Here is a 1788-nt window from a genome sequence, read left to right as displayed (position 1 = left end):
GCTTGCTGGGCTTTCTTTTTTTTATCTGCGCTTGTAAACCTCGCGTCTATGCGCAACATCGACCACGAGAATGACGAGCCTGCCGTCATTGATGTCGCACAGGATTCGGTAGTCACCGACCCTGTAATCGCCACACGCCTTGCCAAGTTTCCCGTCAAATGCCCTTGCCCCCTGCGTTCTTGGGTCTTCGAGCTTCGCTATCTCGTCAAGCTCGTCAAACACCCCGCGCGGCAACGCCCTTATCGAGCTTGCGCATCGCCTTGTCGGCGTTCCTCGTGAAATCAATTCGCCAGGCCACAGTGCGCCCTTACCTCGTCGATGCTGTAGGTCTCAAGCCTGCCAGCACGATAGTCCTCGATATCCTTGAGAATCCCGTACTCGTACTCGAAACGGTCGATAGCTTCTTGCAGGGCTTCGTTAACGTAGAAGCTCCTCGACCTGCCAGTCTCCTTCGCAAGACGGCTGTAGCGCTCGTTCAACTCGGTTGGAATCCTCATTGATGTGACCGCGGTAGCCATGTCGCACCTCCTTGTCGTGTATTACAGGTAATACTATAACACATCATCTAGCCCGCCCGCGATACGTCCTCTGCGGTGCAGCGTGGTCGCGGTTCCACGCATCCGCCGCCCGCTGCGCATCGCGCAGCACGTCATTAAGGCTCTGTTGCCTTGGCTGTTCCCTGCGCATCAGATATTCGAGCGGGCGCGATATTCGGCTTCTAAGCTCTTCCACTTTGATTCGTATTCCCGCAACTCCTGCTCTGATGCGGCTCGCGAGTCCATCGCACTTAACAACGATGTTATCGAGGATTGCGCCGCGCTCAGCTTTTCCCGCAGCTTCCCAGCCCCGAACCTCGGTAGCGATGGGTCGAAGCTCCTCAACGTCTCGCGCAACTCCGTCCGCTCGTTGCCGAAGGCACTCCAATCGGTCTTGCTCATCTTCAATGTCGAGTTTCACATCATCGAGTTGGTTGTCCAGCTCGGCAAGGTCACCCTCCTTGTCGGCAATCTGTGCCACAAGATCGGCCTTGCGCGCTTCGGCTTCGTTTAGCAAAGCGGCGGCTTCTTCCTTAGCCGCCGCGACGATTCGCGCCGCTTCGTCCTCCGCAGGTTGCACGACCGCCCTATCGACCGCACCGCGCACCTTGTCGATATCAACAGCCTTGTCGGTGTAGACACGTTGCGCCCGCGTCTCCTCGTCAAGCTCGATTGCTGGGCGGTAGCCCATACGCCTTTCGAGGTAGTCGCCAAGCTCCTTGTGCATCGACTGATAGAACGAGCGCGGGCACATCTTCTTGTAGTTAAATCGCCCATCGAGGATTGGCGTGAACGGCACGTGCATGTGGTCACGTGCGGGCGTGCCGTCCTTGAGCACCTCGTCCTTGTGGACGTAGCCGCCCATCATGTTGTCGATGCCGAACTTGTTCGACAGATACCAGTACGTGAGACGAAAGAACCTGTCCTCATCGCCCTTCCGCACGTTGTCTGGAAGCGTCACGACAACGTCAGCCATGACAACCGCGTCCTTGCGCGTGGCGCGCTTCCCTGCGGTCTTCTGCGCCTCGTTCACGCGCTCTATGCGCCGTTCCACCGTGCCCCAGTTCGGCTCGCCCTCACGCGCCCTCACGCGCCCCACAACAAGCTTCCCGTCCTTGTTCGTGTAGTGCCCGACAACCAAGTCGTTTTTAACGCGGCTCGGGTCGATGTTGTCACGCTCCAGGCTGGATGCATCGCGCCTGTAGTGGGCGAGCATGTGCCCGACCGAGGTTGCCTTGTACTTCGCTATGTG

At 58.3% G+C, this 1788-nt stretch carries 3 protein-coding genes; all 3 read right to left on the bottom strand.

The genetic code is table 11. From position 1 onward, the window contains the following. Window positions 1-21: 21 nt before the first annotated feature. The gene (locus HMPREF9463_RS10160) at window positions 22-222 is read right to left on the bottom strand and encodes a type II toxin-antitoxin system RelE family toxin (RefSeq protein WP_232219802.1); all 201 of its coding nucleotides are present in this window, start codon (window positions 220-222) and stop codon (window positions 22-24) included. A gap of 59 nt (window positions 223-281) precedes the next feature. Beyond that, window positions 282-518 (bottom strand): type II toxin-antitoxin system RelB family antitoxin, encoded by a 237-nt coding sequence (locus HMPREF9463_RS10155; protein WP_035138971.1) that lies wholly within the window; start codon window positions 516-518, stop codon window positions 282-284. Between the two features lie 43 nt (window positions 519-561). Beyond that, window positions 562-1788: plasmid recombination protein (locus HMPREF9463_RS10150; RefSeq protein WP_035138974.1), on the bottom strand; the 1227-nt coding region annotated here is incomplete at its 5' end.

The organism is Collinsella sp. 4_8_47FAA, from assembly GCF_000763055.1.
GTDB lineage: Bacteria > Actinomycetota > Coriobacteriia > Coriobacteriales > Coriobacteriaceae > Collinsella.
The sequence above is the reverse complement of the archived record's forward strand: the minus strand, read 5'-3'. Positions and strand labels throughout refer to the sequence as shown.

Excerpts from the sequence above, each read along its gene's own strand:
- HMPREF9463_RS10155 (WP_035138971.1), bottom strand. The coding sequence starts at position 518 with ATGGCTACCGCGGTCACATCAATGAGGATTCCAACCGAGTTGAACGAG.